At 37.4% G+C, this 16,298-nt stretch carries 14 protein-coding genes and 2 pseudogenes; 7 read left to right on the forward strand and 9 right to left on the reverse strand.

Annotation, left to right across the window (positions count from 1 at the left end; translation table 11 throughout):
* Window positions 1-281 precede the first annotated feature (281 nt).
* Window positions 282-392 (forward strand): annotated as a pseudogene (locus B3J29_RS07180) (IS5/IS1182 family transposase); the annotation flags it as partial.
* A 163-nt stretch (window positions 393-555) separates the two neighbouring features.
* Window positions 556-2,154, forward strand: a complete 1,599-nt coding sequence (locus B3J29_RS07185) for an alkaline phosphatase (RefSeq protein WP_000964377.1) — start codon at window positions 556-558, stop codon at window positions 2,152-2,154.
* 606 nt (window positions 2,155-2,760) lie between these two features.
* Here B3J29_RS07185 and B3J29_RS07190 read toward each other — a convergent pair.
* The 3 genes and pseudogenes from B3J29_RS07190 to B3J29_RS15420 form a co-directional block, all read right to left on the reverse strand.
* On the reverse strand, window positions 2,761-4,026 hold the full coding sequence (locus B3J29_RS07190) for a type II toxin-antitoxin system HipA family toxin (protein WP_000934716.1): 1,266 nt from the start codon (window positions 4,024-4,026) through the stop codon (window positions 2,761-2,763).
* Entirely contained in the window at window positions 4,026-4,331 is a 306-nt protein-coding gene (locus B3J29_RS07195) for a helix-turn-helix domain-containing protein (RefSeq protein ID WP_000366814.1), read from the reverse strand. The genes B3J29_RS07190 and B3J29_RS07195 overlap by 1 nt, the downstream gene beginning before the upstream one ends.
* 966 nt (window positions 4,332-5,297) lie before the next feature.
* Window positions 5,298-5,489: pseudogene (locus tag B3J29_RS15420) on the reverse strand (hypothetical protein); the annotation flags it as partial.
* Between the two features lie 223 nt (window positions 5,490-5,712).
* On the opposite strand from B3J29_RS15420, the gene B3J29_RS07200 reads away from it, so the two are divergent.
* On the forward strand, window positions 5,713-5,826 hold the full coding sequence (locus tag B3J29_RS07200) for an AlpA family phage regulatory protein (RefSeq protein ID WP_002046152.1): 114 nt from the start codon (window positions 5,713-5,715) through the stop codon (window positions 5,824-5,826).
* Window positions 5,827-5,853: 27 nt separating this feature from the next.
* Here the strand turns inward: B3J29_RS07200 and B3J29_RS07205 are convergent, their stop codons facing one another.
* Complete coding sequence (locus B3J29_RS07205; RefSeq protein WP_000362164.1) at window positions 5,854-6,450, reverse strand: putative adenosine monophosphate-protein transferase Fic; 597 nt, start codon at window positions 6,448-6,450, stop codon at window positions 5,854-5,856.
* Between the two features lie 12 nt (window positions 6,451-6,462).
* Window positions 6,463-6,630, reverse strand: a complete 168-nt coding sequence (locus B3J29_RS07210; protein WP_000946583.1) for a YhfG family protein — start codon at window positions 6,628-6,630, stop codon at window positions 6,463-6,465.
* A 275-nt stretch (window positions 6,631-6,905) separates the two neighbouring features.
* Between B3J29_RS07210 and B3J29_RS07215 the strand changes: the two genes are divergently transcribed.
* Genes B3J29_RS07215 through B3J29_RS15425 form a run of 4 tightly spaced genes read left to right on the forward strand, consistent with a single transcriptional unit; the run spans window position 6,906 to window position 13,096 of the window.
* Window positions 6,906-7,397, forward strand: coding sequence for a hypothetical protein (locus tag B3J29_RS07215; RefSeq protein WP_000943375.1), 492 nt, complete (start codon window positions 6,906-6,908; stop codon window positions 7,395-7,397).
* Complete coding sequence (locus tag B3J29_RS07220; RefSeq protein ID WP_002046159.1) at window positions 7,384-9,723, forward strand: hypothetical protein; 2,340 nt, start codon at window positions 7,384-7,386, stop codon at window positions 9,721-9,723. The genes B3J29_RS07215 and B3J29_RS07220 overlap by 14 nt, the downstream gene beginning before the upstream one ends.
* Window positions 9,724-9,727: 4 nt before the next feature.
* Window positions 9,728-12,928 carry a site-specific integrase gene (locus tag B3J29_RS07225; RefSeq protein WP_002046149.1) on the forward strand — a complete coding sequence of 1,067 codons (3,201 nt, stop codon included), beginning with the start codon at window positions 9,728-9,730 and terminating at the stop codon, window positions 12,926-12,928.
* A 60-nt stretch (window positions 12,929-12,988) separates the two neighbouring features.
* Complete coding sequence (locus tag B3J29_RS15425; RefSeq protein ID WP_372551473.1) at window positions 12,989-13,096, forward strand: hypothetical protein; 108 nt, start codon at window positions 12,989-12,991, stop codon at window positions 13,094-13,096.
* A 144-nt stretch (window positions 13,097-13,240) separates the two neighbouring features.
* On the opposite strand, the gene B3J29_RS07235 is transcribed toward B3J29_RS15425, so the two are convergent.
* The 4 genes from B3J29_RS07235 to B3J29_RS07250 all read right to left on the reverse strand — a co-directional run bounded on the left by B3J29_RS07235 (window position 13,241) and on the right by B3J29_RS07250 (window position 16,153).
* Window positions 13,241-13,459, reverse strand: coding sequence for a hypothetical protein (locus B3J29_RS07235; protein WP_000550047.1), 219 nt, complete (start codon window positions 13,457-13,459; stop codon window positions 13,241-13,243).
* 4 nt (window positions 13,460-13,463) lie between these two features.
* A complete protein-coding gene (locus B3J29_RS07240) occupies window positions 13,464-14,759 on the reverse strand; it encodes a Y-family DNA polymerase (RefSeq protein WP_019836128.1) in 1,296 nt (431 codons plus the stop codon).
* Between the two features lie 14 nt (window positions 14,760-14,773).
* Entirely contained in the window at window positions 14,774-15,400 is a 627-nt protein-coding gene (locus B3J29_RS07245) for a LexA family protein (RefSeq protein ID WP_000038641.1), read from the reverse strand.
* 111 nt (window positions 15,401-15,511) lie between these two features.
* Window positions 15,512-16,153 (reverse strand): SOS response-associated peptidase, encoded by a 642-nt coding sequence (locus B3J29_RS07250; RefSeq protein WP_002046584.1) that lies wholly within the window; start codon window positions 16,151-16,153, stop codon window positions 15,512-15,514.
* Window positions 16,154-16,298: the final 145 nt, after the last annotated feature.

A 16,298-nucleotide genomic window follows, 5' to 3' on the forward strand; every position in this document is an offset into this window, starting at 1 on the left:
ATAAGTGGACAAATTCCTGACACGGAATACTATAACTGAGGTCACTTAAATGGGATGCATAAGTTATGTAAGTTACGCCACTTAAATAAGTTGAGGTGCTAAAGCGATAAAAGTGGCACTGTTGGAAATATAGATTTAAGTCGATGATTTTTCCTTTAAAAAAAGTACTTAAAGACGGCTTTGTTGCACAAAGCTGTTTGTAAGGTCTGATTCAGCAATATAATTTCCGAATGAAGAAGCCAGCAACTAAAATCTACCGTACAACGAATTGGTCCGCATATAAACTCAGTGCGAGAAACTTTCAGAGCCAAGTGAATGAGATTCATGCTCGTGTGACAGTATTAAATAAATTTACGGATTTAGGCAGACCTCACACCCAAGTTGTCACTTAAGTTTGAGAAGCTTAGGGGAGTTCTACTTTTAAAATCTTTGTGCAACAAAGCCACAGTAAATGTCAACAGACCCTAATTAGTCATAATAATATTTTCATAAATTTGTCATGTAAATTGAATATTTAAAGCGTATTTTTCGACCATCCTAAGATGAGGCGATGCAATGCTTTGGCATAAGAAAAAATTTAATAAAAAATCAATAAGTTTGGCATGCTGTAGTTTGGGCACAGTTATTTTGACGGGCTGCCAAAGTCCTGCTTTAGTTCAATCATCTTCTGCTTCAGTACAACCACTAAAACAGCCCCACCGTGTGGTTTTTTTCTTGGGAGATGGAATGGGTATCACGACACTGACAGCTGCACGAATTTATGCTGTTGGTGAAGATGGCCAACTGCCGATAGATCAACTGCCAGAGTCAGCATTTGTTCGTACTTTCTCAGAAGATGCACAGGTTACAGATAGCGCACCATCGATGGGTGCCTATATGACAGGTGTAAAAATGAAAAATGAAGTGATATCCATGCAGACTGGAACAATTGCAGTAGAACCAAATCAGGCCGGAAATCATCAATGTGGAACCAATCCTCAGAACCAGAATAAGCAAGACACTCAAACTTTACTTGAATTGGCCAAAGCACGAGGTTGGGGTACAGGGGTAGTCACAACAACTCGCATTACGCATGCTACACCAGCATCGACTTATGCCCATATTTGTCATCGTGATGCTGAAAATGACATAGCATCCCAATTAGTACCAAGTTCGCAAGGTGATACCTATCAGCGTTATAACGTCAAATTAAAAGATGGGGTTGATGTGATTCTAGGCGGGGGTAAGCGTCAATTTCTGCCGAAAGATCAAGGGGGAGAACGGATAGACCAACGGAATTTGATCGCAGAAATGCAACAAGCAGGCTATCGAGTGGTCTATGATCAAACTCAACTCTCCCAGATGAAGTTAGGAAAGAATGAAAAATTATTGGGTTTGTTTAATACTAGCCATTTAAATTATGACTTAGATCGAACCAAAAAAAACTTGCCTGAACCTAGCTTAAAGCAAATGACGTTGGCCGCTTTGGACATTCTAACCCAAAATAAAAATGGTTTTTTCCTGATGGTTGAAGGGGGACGTATAGACCATGCTTTACATGACACCAATGCTAAGCGTGCATTACAGGATACAATTGCCCTAAACGAGGCTTTGGATGCAACCATTAAAAAACTTCGACAAAGTGACCCTGAATTAAAAAATACCTTGATTGTGATAACTGCAGATCATGATCACACTCTAATTTTAAATGGCTATGCCAAGCGTACTGGAAAATATGTACAAGGTCAGGAAACCAGTGTACTAGGTTTGGTTAAAAACTATGATCGTGCGGGTTTTGCCAAAGATATTCATGGACAACCTTATCCGATTATTGGTTTTGGTACGGGCAAAAAGCGTCCGACACAAAATCGGATGGATGACCTAGTAATCAATTTGAAAGACAGTGATATCTGTCATCCAGTACAGGGTCCACAACCTAAACAAGGTGAGAAATATAGTTTTACTTATCCTTTGAGTGAAACTGGTTGGTGTACGGGAGCTGCTGCGGATGATTTCCAGCAAGAAGCCGTGATTCAGACAGGTTTTAAAGATAAAGAAACACATGGCGGGGCTGATGTTTTCTTGGAAGCCATAGGGCAGGGAGCAGAGCAATTCTCGGGCAGCTTAGAGAATGTTAAAGTGAACCATCTGATTCGCAAGATCACAGGCTTATAAGTAGAGGGATATCCAATGAATAGTACATTAAAATAACACTAAATATAAAAAAAATGAAAGAATAATTTACTAAGTTATTGTTTTTAAGTTGATCCTTGTTTTATATGGGGGTGATAATAACTTCTGATTACTAGTTTTTACCTTAAATATACCGATTGAAAGATTCATTTAAAGGCTATAAATACATGAGTTTTACAGTTTGGCTAGGTCAGCATGAGTACTTTTCACAAGATTTAAGATCGACCATGAACGTGATTAAGTTATAGGGGATTGATGAAATAGTTTTTATGAATTTCTGGCTTTCTGGGCTGATTTTATCAAATTCATGTCTATGCAAAATTGCGACATATTTCTCGTGCTGGTAGTTATCCAGAGTTTGGTCTGCATCTATCCATAGTGCAGACCTTTTTTTGGTGACAGTTTTTTCTTAGTGATTTTCGATCTGGATGTAGTGATTTCACGTTTGCAGAATATATCTTGGCGGTGATCCATCTAATATTCGTGATTATAAAGAGAGCTAATTCACAGGTTCTACAGATTATGTAGCGACTAACTATATCAAAGTCTATTTGCAGTTGATGGTTGGCGCTTAGTTTATATTTACGCTTAGGTTTCAGTTAAAAAATCAATATTCTGTTGAATCCGTGATTGAATCATCTGTAGGGTAGATTCTCGAATTTGATGGGGATACAGGCGCTGCGCAATTTGACTAAATTGAAGTGCAATTTCACGCATGGTCAAGATGATCTCATCGACTTCTAGAGTAGTCAGATTAGCTTCTGAAGTACCGAGTTTATGTATGTCACTTCGGGAAATATTGAGCGCTTCTCCCATAATGTCCATTTGATGATAACCACCTGGACCCTCGCAGAAGGTCACATCATAGGCTGGAGCCAATTTCCATTGACCATTTTTCTCCATGAGAAATGAAAAGTTCTTAGTATGGTCATCCCGATTATTGAAAAGCACATTAAACACAGCACGTTTAAAAGCATGCAATCTTTCTCGTACATCTTGCGTACACATCAAGGTTGCCCGGAGAAAATTGCGATAGTCTAGGCTACCTGGAACTTTATAGTCTGCTCCTGTATATGCAGCCAAACTCTGCATTGGAATCCGCATACCATTTTGACGATCGAATCGTTTAGAAGCAAAAGCCGTTAAACCATTGGGCAAATTAAAGAAATGGGTATCTGGAGTCTCAATTGCACAAAGTCGCAAACATTCTGCATAGACGGCTTCAATGGCGCAGACTTCAGGATGCTCTTGCTGAGCAGGAAACTTAATCAGCCAGGCTTCATGTTGATCAGAATCTTGAGTCGAAAACTCTAAATTGACAGGATCTCGGTAAACCAACGCTTTTGGTCTGGCACCTTGAGGGGAGCCACCCATGACCAATAAATGCTGTAGAAATTCACCACCTTCACCTTTGAGTACTTCTTGAACTTCCTGGGCCAGTTGTTGTAAAGGGATATTTTCTGAGGTTTGCATGTCAGCAACACAAGGTTCAAAGGAGAGGGCACCCATTGCGTGACTACTAATATAGGTCAGACGCTCCAAAGGTCCAATTCGTGCTGAATTTAAGCCAATTTTTTTGAAATATCGATCCATCAACATCATGCCCCAACCATCTGGTAAAGCGTCATAGACTGGACCTGGGAGTCCCATTTGATGAGTAGGAAAACCTTGTCTGAATGGTAGACCTTTTAAAGGCAGCAAGTAAGAAGAGAGCTCAACACCTTGCTGTATTGCTTCTGGACTATATTCAAAAGCAATGGTGGGTCTACCTGTCGTGGCTGTTGAACTAATCAGCGTTCCCCATAACCATGATTCGTCCCAACCGTTGTAATAAACATTAAGTCTATTGAGCATTATCCCTTCCTCTTAATACGGTGGCGCTTACTTTGACTCTCATAGCGAAGAATGTCATTCACACTGTTAAGCTGAGGTTTAAATAGTTCCTGAAGTTCGTTTAATCGACCCAAGACCATTGCAATACGGACTAAATTTTCAACAGATACATTTCGTCCCGCTTCAAGATTCGAAACTGTATTCACGCCGACACCAGCGCGTGCTGCTACCTCAGCTTGAGACATCTCCAGAAAGAGTCGTTGCTTACGTAAACGCTCACCTAAAAGAGTCACAACTTCTTCTGGTTTAGTGAAATATAAATCCATTAAATTGGGTCTTAAGAATGAATAATTTAATTAAATCACAAAATAATGGAATTAATCTATAGCTATAGTGTGGCTAAGGAGGGCTTTGTTGCACAGCACATCAGAAGGGTAGGTATAGTCCTTGGGTATCGGTTACAGAAAATCATCAGGATGTACTTTGACTGATTGTTGATACGGAGATTTCAGTATTTTCATTTTTCCTAATAGGTCACATTACTTAGAAAGGGTTCTTCGAAAATTAGTTCATACTTTAAAAATCCTATAAATATTGAGGATATTTTCTTAATGCTTTCAATATAGCATGCGGCTATATGTAACTCGAACGGGCTTAATCTGCCTTTCAGTATAAATTTTTTGGGCGTGAGAGGGGAGAGGTGTGAGGGCAAGCAATTTATATCGTGGATACTTCTAAATTACTTATGTAATAGAAGGTGGTAAACATGGATTTAGAGGTAATAACACTAAATATAAAAAAATTGGAAGAATAATTTATTAAATTATTGTTTTTATGTGGTTATTGGTGATGTTATGAATAATAATAACTTTTTCTTGATGAATTTTACCTAAAAAAATTGATCAGATAATTTTCTTTAAATGTCATGCATACATAAATTTGACAGTTTGAAGGGATCGGTATGTGCATTTTTCACAAGGTTAAAGATCGACCATAAATGTGATAAACGGCAGAGGATCATTGAAAAATGAATGGATTTAAACACTACATGTATGCACGAAAAAAAGTATCGCTGCGGTTCTGCTGACAGGCTGTATTGAGCATTGAATGCAAATGATGTAGTAATTGTCTACATGCCATAAGATCAGCATGATGAAGAATGAAATGTAGTTGCCAATTTCTACCTTGGTTGAAAAGCATAGCGTTGTTATTCGGAGAAGTGAGGTGAGCCATCCTTCTCTTATTCACTTAAAATGATTCTTACTCAACTGATCTCGACTCATGGGCTGGTTTCAATTAGACGGATAATAACTTCCATCCCCTATTTTTTTTTACCACATCTTGCATTTAATCCCTTCTTTGGGGATTTGATTCAGCATCACTGTTGTCGGTTGACTCAAATCAATGACATAGTTCGTTGGTTCAGGAAAAGCAGAAGAGGCTGCTTTATTGAAAAAGAGAACATTCTGATCAAATGTATTGGATTACACAAAAGCGATGATACAGCTACTAAGCAATTCACCTGCATGTAATCTGTAATATCCATTCCAGTCATCAGACGAAGATTAATCTGAAATTTAAGCACTAAACGCCATAAATCTATGTGTGGGCAGACTTTTTTGAGACATATGTTGATAAACATGCGGCAAGTTATATTGCTTAAAAGTCTATCTAAGTTAACGATCTATTCAATTCTAGATAAGTAATTTGAATATTACGATCCTAAATTACCCGAAGAGTATTAAGATTTCTAAGAATCGTGTTTGTTGGTTTATTTGGGAAATTAATCAGTGGATTGAAGCAAAGATGATGGCTAATTAAGGATTGTAGGCTCTGACTACTTAAATTTTAGGTATTTTGAATAAAGCATATTTCAAAAATCTGAATTAATGGATTTAAATTACCATAAAAACCTTCAATATTTGCTTGAATCCATTGTTGTTGAGAGTCAATGCGAGACCAATCAATACCATAACCACAATGAGCAATCAGATGCTCAAAGAAAATCCGTTGTGTACGTCCATTACCTTCACGGAATGGGTGTATGACATTAAGCTCACAATACAAGTCGGCAAGTTGAGGGATTAGTTTTTGTGGTGCTAAGCCTTGAAAGTATTTTTTTTCTTGAAGTGGCCTAAGTAATTTATTGGTTTCAATTTCAATACGGGAAAAATTACAAAAACGGGTATCACCTTTGGAAATATCGATTTGTCTTAATTTTCCTGCCCAGTCGTATAAGTCGCCAAAAAGCTGTACATGAATTGATTTTAAGTATTTTAAGTCGTAGGGTGGTTCAGCATATTCAATGAGACTACTTGCTAATCCAGACAGTTCCAGTTCAGCTTGTTCTAAAATTTGTTCATCACGAATATTGAGTTTGTTCTTTAGGATATTTGTGCCAGGGTAACAATACAGGCTGTCACCCATTTCCCCATATTTATCCATACATGCACCTGACTAAGATTCGGGTTGCGAATACTTCTTATATTTTTGCAAGATTTCAGCTTTACTTTGTTGAGTTGTTTGAGCTGTCGTTGTAATGCCTTCAAGCTTTAGGCTGGCTTGATAGTTTTGCGAACGTGTCGCTTGAATATATTTTCTTTTCTGTTCAGTGGTTCTGAGCATTTCGAAACTCCATTGATGCTACACGTGAAGTAAGTATAGCAGAGAATCTTTTTGATCAATGCTGCATACACAGCATTTCTAAAATGTAATACAACGGTATTGTTTCATGTAATAACAGAAAACTAAAAAAAAGTGGAAGAATTCTTAAAATTTAGACCGTCATAGATAAGCAAACCGTATGTATTTGTTGAGAATTGTAATTTTGAGAAAATTTAGTTGATAAATTAAATGAAGTTTCATATACAAAGATATGCTCATTTTTTAAATCGATAAAAATGTTAAGATTTGACTATTTGGTAAAAAATATAGAAATTTTTATGGGGCAATTTATCATGCCCTTTTGCTTTGACCGAAAAAATGTTCAACTTGAGATAGTAAAAATTAACTCAGAACTACTGAAAATCAAAAAGATTAAACAGAGTCAGAAAGTAGTAGTACAAGCAAAGTTCAAAATAATCTATGTGAAAATTTGGCAAAAAATCTTGCTATTGATGCAAACGGAGCCAGGCTTACGTGTGCATTCTAATTATGTTGCAATCTTACAGTTGATACATAATCTTGATGATTTTATCGAAAAATCACAACAACACTTGTGCTTTGAAAGAAAAGCTCAGAAAGAACTGGATGCTAAATTTTTTGCAAGATTTTTTAAGCTAACAAAGAATTCAATAAAGGATCAACTTTTACCAAATCGTTCTGATCACAATGAATTTAAACAATGCAACGTGATAAAAATATTAAGCGAAAATGAATATGCCAAACATTGAAACACAAGAGCAATTCTTAGATTTAGCAGAAAAATATCAACAAGATTATTGTCTATTACGTGATGATATTGTAAATACACAATTTGTCGATCTATCAGATGATTTGTATAAAGATGTCTACGCTCTATACAAATTAGCACAACAAATTTATAGCTATATATCAGGCTCCAGACAGATCGGTAAGTATTCTTTTTTAGCTGCTGTGAGTTTTTTTGCATGTCCAGATTCTAGTAATACACAAGAGCTGTCATCGCAACGTTATTTGATTCTACAAGCGAGTTTTTTAACATATCGGCAGTATCAAGAATTTGCAAAAATTGATAAAGCTGAGAATAAGCAAAAACATGTTTGTGACCTATTACGCTATGTCTCACGATATGTGCTGGATTCTAATCATGCTGAATTATTTCATGAATGTAGTAAGCTGCTAAATTGTTATGTCACGTACGAACGTAATTTGAAAAAAGAGGATCGTAATCAACTTTTTAATATTAAAGATTTCAAACAAGTACAAGTCATAGAGTATTTATCGGCTCTATTAATAATTTTTAAAAGACTAGATGATCGTCGTGTAGTTCATCGTCAGCGTAAGTCAAAAAAAAGCAAAGTTTTGCAATGGCCGACGAAAAATGAACTCAAAAAATTTCGTGAAATTAAAACGGGTAAGCAAGTAGATATTGGACATAACGCAAAGATTAGTATTTATGATGCCGCTCTTCACAAAGATGAAGAGGGTGAAGTTGATCTATTAGATCCTGAAATGGAGTTTTATTCAGAAGATGAAAAGTCTAAAAATTTAAATTATATACTCAGCGATAATGCGACGCATCTAATGCGGCATCGCCAGCGCCGTCATGCTCCTTTTGTTACAAATCCACATTATTTGGCGCCAGATATACTGAAGCAAATTGTTTATGTGTTGAGAACCGAGTTATCCGGGCACTGGAGGGATGCTGCAATCGCTGCAGCATGTTTATTGTCACTTTTGACGGGATTATCACCCGTCGCACTGATGGATTTTAACGAGCTTATTCAAGATGGAATTTTGATCCAGAATGGTTCAAGTAGACGTCGCGAATATTTACTCAAATTAAATCTTAAAATTACAGAGCAGAAGATTAAGAGCTTAAATCATGTGCGGTGGAATGAAGTGATGACACATCAACTACATTTACCTTCTGCTTGGTTTGACTATATAGAACAAGCATCGAATCCACTAATTTCATCAACACACATTAATACGAAACTTAAGAATTGGCTTGATAATCGGTTTGTAGGTTCGATCACTGTAGAAAAACTGCAGGCTCAATTATATTTTCATATATATTATGAAACATATAATGAATATCTTGCTCATGTAATTGCTGGGCGGGATAGTCAGCATCACATGCCTGGTATCTATTATGGCGGGCTACCGAAAACTCAACTCAGTAGCACATATCTAGCCTTTTTAGAAAAAGCACTTACACCACATTCCACACATTTTACTGAAGACACGGCTGAACTAAAAATATTGCAACAACAATTCAAAGTGCAATCTGCATTATCTATAGGAAGGATAGGGAGCCAACTGGCACTTGAACCCAATTTTGTGAAAGAGCAATTCCATATTTTACATAGACATTGTCACGAAAACATCCAAGAAGATAAGCACATTATTAATCAACTTAATGCATATGCGTGTTGGATGTGGCATATCAGTTTGTTGAGTTTGGCAAGTCGGCCTAAAAAAAACCTGTTGGGGAATTTGGATGATTATTGTGTTGAGCTCAAGCTTTTATATGTGAATGATAAGAAAAATAGTAAAGCAAGAAAAGATGGTCGTTTTATCCCTTTATCTGATTTTTTCATAAAAACACTGCAAAATTACACTGCCTTTTTAGAACAAATTATTGAAGCGTACGGTTCATTTTTTAGACAAGTCTTTGCAAAGAAGAAGATAACTGTAAATGATCTTTTTGGTAAGGTCATTTTTAGTAAAGATATCTTGCCGATAACTGTCAAAGAATGGCAGAGCAGGAAAATTAAGTTAATCCCTTTATCGAGAAAATGGGTGAATTCATATATGCAAGGAGTCTTTCCAAAGAATATGTATTCGAATTGGTTACGTCATTTTGACATGAACTTTTTGATGCATGAGCAGCAAGAGGGTAAACCAGCATTAGCTTTTCACTTAATTCAGGCCCTGTATGGTCATGACCAACGTGACCGAGAGGCTTTTCATCCGCATTCTTCACTTATCCCGAATGTCTATGTACAGCAAGCCCGCCAGCAATTGCAAGATAATGTCAAATCTTTATCGATTAAACACTTAGAGCGAAAATAGTTGTATGCAAAAAATCAAAGAACTAATAAAACCACAACTAGATGATCTATTTGTTGATATTCATAAAATGGTGAAAAAGTCGCTAGATAGACAGCCTTCTCCACCTGAAGTATTGACGAAAGAAATGCAGCAAAAACTTGATCAGCAGATCGCTGAAAAATGGCATGACATTAAAGATAGTGTTGATTGTTTGAGTCAAAAGTTGAGCCGAGACGAACAATCAAAACTGATGCAATTTACTGAAGATGAATTTAATAAAAGAAGGAAGCAATTCAACCAGAATGTAGATAAAAAATCATACAGAATTAAGCTAAATCCACATACTAAACGGATCGTACTGCCTAGAAAAATTGAGAGTACAGAGTCACGGTTAGAACAGGGGCATCTACATATCCATGTACTTAAGGAATTAAGGCAGTATTGGCAAGATTCATTTGAATATTGGAATGAACCAAAGTACTTATGGGGAAATTTATGCTTAAGTTTTATATATATTTCAGGCTGTGCAGATGAACAGCATTTGATTGCTATTCAGAAGCAATTGCAGGAGGCCATTGAGCTTGGTACAGATCTGAATTGTTTTCGGTTATACCATTCGGACTACAAAAAAATCACTAATCCATTGTTACTACATTATCGTGTTGAAAACTCTCAATATGGCAACGATGTAGAACAGGGAAAGTTGTACCAATGGAAACATGTTTTTTTTAACCCATATGCGCAGTTCATTTTGCAATATTTAAAAAAGTTGAAAGCTACTCAGAAAGAATTTTGTCTGCAACATTCAGTTGAAGATTGTATTTTAGAAAGCTTGAGTAAGATAGGCAGGAAAAAAAGTCTTGGGGATCTGCAATATCAAATTAAACGCCGTGGATTTCGTGCATTTAATGATGTGCAAATGGTACTCGAATTTAATCCAAACCTCAGCATAGATATATTTTTGAGTAATGTGCTTCAGCAAGAGATTAATACTGTTGCTTTAAGGCCATCCGAATTTAGATTGCTGTGGAATAATGATTACAATCAAGTCACAGAACCAGATAATCGCCCTATTCATTTTGAACAAGAGCAGTTACTTCCTGAAGTTCCGACTGTTCAAAGCAAATTACAAACGATTCCGTATGAGTTGATGTTGTTTGGTCAAAAGAAACGTAAAGGTCAAAAAGTTGAGCGTTTAGATAAAAAGAGGAATAAAGAAGAACGCACGCTACGTTTTTGGCAAGAAACTAGAAGGGTGTTAGAGGAGAAGATAGTTGATGCTAATACGGAGGAAAAGTCTTTAATTGATGCTCAACTACGCTTAATTCACTGGTTAATGCATTTAAAAAAACGAGGGCTTCAATTATCAACTATTGAAAGCTACTTAGGATCGTTTGGCAAAGAATTTATATTTGAGATTTGGCTCAATAAATTAGATTTAAAGCAACAATCCATAGATGACTATGAGGATTTATATCGGCAGCTATTGAAATACAGCAGTGAACGTGATGAAAAAGCAGTTCAACGAGATTCGGTGAAAGGAAAAACCTCTCGTAAGATGCACCAAAGCGCAGAATACCGTTTTGGTCGCCTAAAAGATTTTCATCAATTCTGTATAGAGAATTATGATGCTCCAGGGGTATTGGTGTTACAGAATTCAAGTTTTAAGCATTTACAAATTTGCAATGCACGGCTAGTGAGTCCTTTGCTATTTGGCAAATTATTGGAAAAACTAGAAAATTTAAGTCAAGAGCCAACGGCATCAGAGTGGGTCGATCATCTGAGTTGTTTAAAGCTGATGTATTTACTAAGTTATAGAACTGGACTTCGATTAAATGAAGTTCGTTGTCTTAAAATACAAGATATTATTTGCCCAGAGCTACTTTATAAAGAAAAAGAAAATACAGTTTTTAATAATATCACGCTTCATATCCAAGACAATTCATATCGCCGTCTGAAAACGCGAAGTGCGAATCGTCAAATACCATTGAAAATTGCATTGTCAGAACATGAGTTTTTAGTAGTACAACGTTACATACAACATCGTTATGAGCAATATTTGGTTAATCAGCAGGATGATCTACTTTTTAGTGTGAATCATCGTGTATTAACTGATCAATGTATCAGCAAAATTACAGTAGATTTGTTTAGTCAAATATTAGGTATGCATCATGGCTTTAGTTTTCATACATTACGCCACAGTGCTGCTAACTATCTAGCAATAACTTTGCTCGGTTCAAAAGAAATGATCAAGACCTACACAGATTGTCCTTGGGTAAAAGCAAAAAAGATGAGGGATTTATTGTTTGGTATGAAAGCACGTGCTCAAGAAGAGATTATTCAACATAAATGGCAGGTGCTCGCCTCTTGGATGGGGCATAGCAGTATTGAGCAAACGGCTTCAAATTACCTTCATGTTTTGGATTTATTAGCAGTCGATCGAATTTATAATTCGCCGTGTATCATTTCAAAAAAAGTATTAGAACAGTGTTTTAGTCCAGTGAAGTCAAGTACAGACTACATAAACCTAAATCGTTATACTCAGCAGCAGAAATGGTTTAATTCTTATCAGCAAACACAGCCAGTTACGATGGCTGGCCGACAAGAAAAGAAGTTTAGTATAGAGAAGAGTACTCTGACACCTTTTCAACGTTTGATAAGTTTTAGAGAAGGTCGTTTAAGCGAAGATACCCAAGCTCAAGAATGGATGCAACGATGTCAATGGATGAGCACTAAATGGATGGATCGCCAAAAATTTAATTTAAAAACGAATTATGTTTATAGTAAGAATTTAGAAGAGAGTTGGTTTGATGAACTTTACGAAAAGGCTAAAAAACTGACTCGTCCAGATGAAATAATTCCTCTCCTTGATTTTCATTATAAAGATGATAGGCAGCAAGATGCACTGAAAGAAAAGAACATGGTTAAGGCGCTTAAAATATTATTATTATTTGGAAAACTGCGTAAGAATTTTCTACATTTTCAATGCCGAATGAAAGGTGATGAGCAACAAATTGTTAATTTTATTACTGGTATAGAGCCAATGTTAGGAGATCATCTGTATTTAGAAAAACAAAACTACCCAGTTAATTTGGATGCTCCTGAGCGAACCGTTAAATTTAGTTTTCAAAGAGTTGTCGGCTCTAACAAAAAAAATGTTACTCCGCTGGTTATATTTAATTTAATGTTAAAAATGATGCAAAAAGATGAACTCTGGATCAAATAGCCTAAGCATGTTAAAGGGGAATTGTTTAGAAATTTCCCTGTTTATAAGTAAACTGCCTTTATGAAAAGCACCATGCTGACTTGGATTAATAAGCGGAATGTAGTATCACAGTTTGATCGCTGGATTTACGAAAATGGTGTGAAGATTAGCGGTATGGTAAATCGATGAGCTAAAGTGTTGTAGTCCAAACTCGATCTGACAATTACCCATTTTTTAGTGTGCCCGTCAGGTTAAATTTGAACTGAATTTTTCTCAGCCCAAATTCATTTCCAATCAAGTTATGTTTCAAGTGGCGTGCGAACACTGCACAATTTAATTCACGGTGCCTAAGACAGGTATCAACTTCGGACCAGCCATTCTAGCTTTGCTAATGATTTCCACCAGCTCATCATAAGTCAGTTCAAACTTATCCTCACTATCAAATACATAGACCATATTCTTGCCTTCATGTTCAGGTGGAGTAGGTGGTACAAATCGTTTCGGGATAAGAATTTGTGCGAGTTGTTCGTCAGTTAATTTAAATAAGTGCATGTTTTTATCCTACTCTTGGTAAGTCAGACCATTTGGTTAAATACGAAGGTGATCTAAGGTTTTGATTCATGTGCCATGTGGCTTCTTTATTGTTGGCAATGCCTAGCGTGACGAGATTCTTCCCAAACCGTTCACTGATGGCTTCGATGGCATCTGAAAGCCTTTCTCGCTCTTGCTTATGTGAATAGTCCGTGAATAGATCGGGCACAAACTTGGATTGATCTGTAATTTCGAGCAGCACGATTCCCGCCTTTTTATACTTAAAGCCTTTCTTAAATATCTGATCGATGCCTTTCATCGCGGCCTTGGTGATGAGCAGTAGATCATCCGTATGCTCATGCATTTGAACGACGATGTAAGGCGAGTAGCGCTCTGTCTTATCAAAGCGACTGGTTTGGATATACACGCCGATCATCTTGCAGATTGAGCCATCTTCCCGCATTCGTTTCACGGCTCTGGCCACATAAAGCCGAACCGAAGCTTTAATGTCATCCATTTCATACACTGGGTTGCCATATGAACGGCTGCTGATGATTTGCTTCTTCGCTACAGTATCATCACTAAGGTCAATACAAGAAAGGCCCTGTAGCTCAAGCACCGTCTTTTCCATCACGATACTAAACTGCTTTTTGATTTCTTTAGGATTGGCATTGATCAGATCCAGCACAGATTGAACACCCATAGTATTGAGCTTCTTACAGTTCTGTCTGCCTACGCCCCAAACCTCAGACACATCAACCTGCGCGAGTAGCGTTTCTGTAGAGCATGGGTCCATATGGGCCAGATTACAGACCCCATTGAAGAACTTGTTTTTCTTGGCGAGATGATTGGCAATCTTGGCTTCGGTTTTAGAGCGACCAATTCCAATACAGCAGGGTAGGCTTAACCAACGCCAAGCCTTAGCCCTCATGTCTTGAGCATATACAGTCAGGTCAAATAGATGCTCGTAAGCTGTGAGCTTCAGAAAGCATTCATCAATGGAATAGACCTCTTGATCTCCTGGTGCAACATAGTCCCCAAGCAGCTCCATAAAGCGCTTGGACATTTCGCCATATAAGGAGAAATTACTGGATAGCACCTGAATGTTATGTTGTTTGATCAGCTCTTTAATTTGGAATACAGGAACACCCATCTTGATGCCTAAGTCTTTCGCTTCCTGGCTTCTGGCCACGGCACAGCCGTCATTGTTGCTGAGCACAATGGTTGGGCGATCATTCAAGGCAGGATTAAACACACGCTCACACGAGACGTAGCAATTATTCACGTCGACTAACGCGAATATTTCATTTTCACTTTGCATGGTTATTCTTCTTTTTATGAGCGGTGATAAATACGCTTTAAATTAAAAGTCACCACACCCCAGATTGATATGGTCTGACTATCATCAGGAATGATGTGATTGTAATTCGAATTTTCAGCCTTCAACCAAAGTTCTGGAAGCGGATAATCTTCATCTCCAAATATTTCTTTGATTTCAGACTTGGACATCTTATTGGTGATCATCAGCCGCTTAATGGTCGAGGCATTGTCATCAATCAGGGCAACCACGATATCGTAATGCTTGGCTTCAATACTGCGATCAATAATGATTGGATCATTAATCTCTAGGCCAGCATCGAGCATGGATTCACTGTCTACATAGGCAATAAAAGTAGAAATAGGGTTGTGAATCAGGAACTCATTCAGATCGAGTGCTTTGTCTTGCTCATCCTTGGTGCTGAAGGCCGGACCTGCAGGGATACGCTCTAAAGAGACGGGAATAGATACTTTGGATTTGGGTAGGACAGCAGTAAGCCCTAATTTTTCAACAAGCTCATTTTGAACAGCGATTTGTTCAAGCACGGTGTTGATGGTAGGACTTGGTTTACCCTCTGGACCCATGAGCTCTTGTAAAGATGACCATGCGTCGTCAGAGAAGTAAATAGGCAACTTCTTAGACATGAGATACTCCTACGCTACGAGGCGTGTTTGGAAGTAGAATTTGTTTAAATAGGATATTACTAACAGCGTTTAAAATTCAAATTTAAAAAGTTGTGGATAAACAAGGATGCGTCAGAATAAGACGTTTTGTTTCTGCTCATCGCGTGGAAATGTGACGAATTCATCGGGCATTTGAAAGAAATATTCATGCGCATGTTCATGATCGGCTGTTAGCCAGTCTTTTCTGTACTGTTCTGGAATAACGATGATGGATCGCTTCTCATCCTTCGGTGCATGGAATTGTTTCATAAAAGGGTGATGGTCCGAATTGATGGTCAACATTGAAAAGGAACGTACCTTATTGCCATTAATCACTGCATCATCATAGATCCCTGCAACAGTAAAAGGCTGATCATCTTTACGCTTGATGGTGTACCAGTGTGGCTTGCCATTGATGTATTTCGGCTCATAAAATTCTTGTACTGGGACTAGGCAGAACTTGCTGTACTTCCAAGCATGTCGAAAGCTAGGCTTATCTGCTACAGACTCAGTTCTGGCGTTATAAGTATGACTGCTGAACTTCAATTCTTTCGCCCAGCTCGGTAGTAATCCAAACTTTGCAATATCAAGCTCTAAGTGATCTGAGCCGTTCAGAATGATTGGAGCATGATAGGAAGGGAATACATGATCCTTAAGCTCAAGATCAAACTGGCTTGTATCGACACCTAAGAGTGTCAAATTTCTTTTATTTGGAAATAGGTAATTTGAGCACATAGCCTGATCACATAACTAAAGAATTTATCTGAAATTGTATACGATGCTTTATGGAACACATGGGATTTATGGTGTCAGTTCAAGTAGGCTATATGAAAAAAGTCATGATGGGGCAAGTTACATTAATGTGGTTCCGTTAATTAGA

Source organism: Acinetobacter sp. UBA5984 (assembly GCF_002429925.1).
Taxonomy (GTDB): Bacteria; Pseudomonadota; Gammaproteobacteria; order Pseudomonadales; family Moraxellaceae; genus Acinetobacter; species Acinetobacter variabilis.